Below are 1,543 nucleotides of genomic sequence, written 5' to 3'. Positions count from 1 at the left end.
CTGCCTCCCCCGGGTCCTTAACGAGCAGATACCATGACCGACGTGATCTATCACGAGTACCAGAAATCCGGCAAGAACCTTCTGGACCATTCGTACCTGATCGATGTCGGGGAAGAGATCGAGATACAGCAGGTCATGGAGTACAAGTGGAAGGTCTTTGACAGCGTTGTTTTAAAACCCCCGCACCCGAAGACCCGGTACTTCGAACTCTGGATCCGGGAATTCCGCGAGAACGGGTCTTCGCTTATCGATGACCTCCACGTTTATCCGGTTCAGGCAAGAAAGACCCCCGCAATCAGGATCTTCGGGCTGACACTCCGCAGGAGCGAATGGGATATCACCGAACGGATCCACAAGAAAGCCAATACTACCGAGATCCAGTGGATCTATACCGATGACTTCCACCTCTTTGCTATCACGCATGCCCAGGACAACCTCCAAACGATGGTCGAGCTCATTGTTGGCAAGATCGACGAGATTGCCACGTCCATCAAGAGCGGGTACCGTATCTGCTCCCACATGGAGAACCAGCGGATGCGCCGCGAAGCCTTCGATGCGGCCATGGAGAGCCAGAGCGGGGTGACCATCAATAAGACCGCGATCCTCAAGCATCCCGAGTTCCAGCTGATTGCCGAGCTTGGCGAGGGCGACCGGAAACGGATGCAGGACGAGATCCTTCGGGATCTCGTTGCGCTGGGGGCCACGCTTGACACGTTTGGCGGTTCCAACAAGATCACGGCCAAGATCGAGATCCCCGAGAGGGCCGATATCACCAAACAGATCTCCCATATCGAGGAGCTCGAAGACCTCGGATGGCTCTTCGAGTGAGCGTTCGTCCACGCTTCCATCCCATATCACCGGCGCGGAGTGCTGCTGCACTTCCGGTAGATCCCTACCGGAAATACTCTTTTTTCCCGGGAATGTAAAGGGCAGCCGTGTACTCCTCGATAAAGTCGGCATCGACAAGCAGGTCGATATAGACCATCCTGCGGGCAACTTCTTCGAGCTCTCTGCGTTTCTTTCGCGAGAGGAGGGCAGCGCAGGATGCCCCAAGCGAACCGTTCCCGATTGCCCGGTACTCCGCTCCGGGAAATAAAGGGATGATCCCAAAACGGGTCAGCCGGTCCCGGTCGGCGTACTCCCCAAATCCGCCGGCAAGGTACACGTGCCGGATATCCATGGTCCCCAGCCGGTACTTTTTCAGCAGCACACCGATTGCGCCACAGGCAGCAGCTTTTGAGTCCATCAGGTATGCAAGGTCGTCACTTGTTATGGCAATGTCCCGGCCCGTTGCTGTCTTCTCTTTTTGGACGAGGAGGTATTCGGGGCCGCCCTGCCCCTCGCGGACACCGGGTTTTCCTTCAGCAAACTTTCCGGAAAAGTCAAGGATGCCGGCCGCTACCATGGCGGCAGCCGCGTCACTGATACCGCACCCGCCGATACCCCGGGGGGATGATGCTGTCCCTTATACCCATCTGACGCTTCCGACGCAGAGGGTAGACTATGTCTTGGGGGTTGTCAGACCACTATGAAAACAATGAAA

At 56.6% G+C, this 1,543-nt stretch carries 1 protein-coding gene and 1 pseudogene; one reads left to right on the top strand and one right to left on the bottom strand.

The genetic code is table 11. The annotated features are described in order from the left end of the window. Positions 1-33: 33 nt before the first annotated feature. Positions 34-828, top strand: coding sequence for a hypothetical protein (locus tag CW742_RS12530; RefSeq protein WP_292420862.1), 795 nt, complete (start codon positions 34-36; stop codon positions 826-828). 64 nt (positions 829-892) lie between these two features. On the opposite strand, the pseudogene CW742_RS12525 reads toward CW742_RS12530, so the two are convergent. After that, positions 893-1,444: pseudogene (locus tag CW742_RS12525) on the bottom strand (ASKHA domain-containing protein); the annotation flags it as partial. Positions 1,445-1,543: the final 99 nt, after the last annotated feature.

Source organism: Methanoregula sp., assembly GCF_002835825.1.
In the GTDB taxonomy this organism is placed as follows: domain Archaea; phylum Halobacteriota; class Methanomicrobia; order Methanomicrobiales; family Methanospirillaceae; genus Methanoregula.
This window is presented reverse-complemented; position numbering and strand designations above follow the sequence as displayed.

What these genes read in the sequence shown, in the direction of transcription:
- CW742_RS12530 (WP_292420862.1), top strand. Translation starts at nt 34, where the DNA reads ATGACCGACGTGATCTATCACGAGTACCAGAAATCCGGCAAGAACCTT.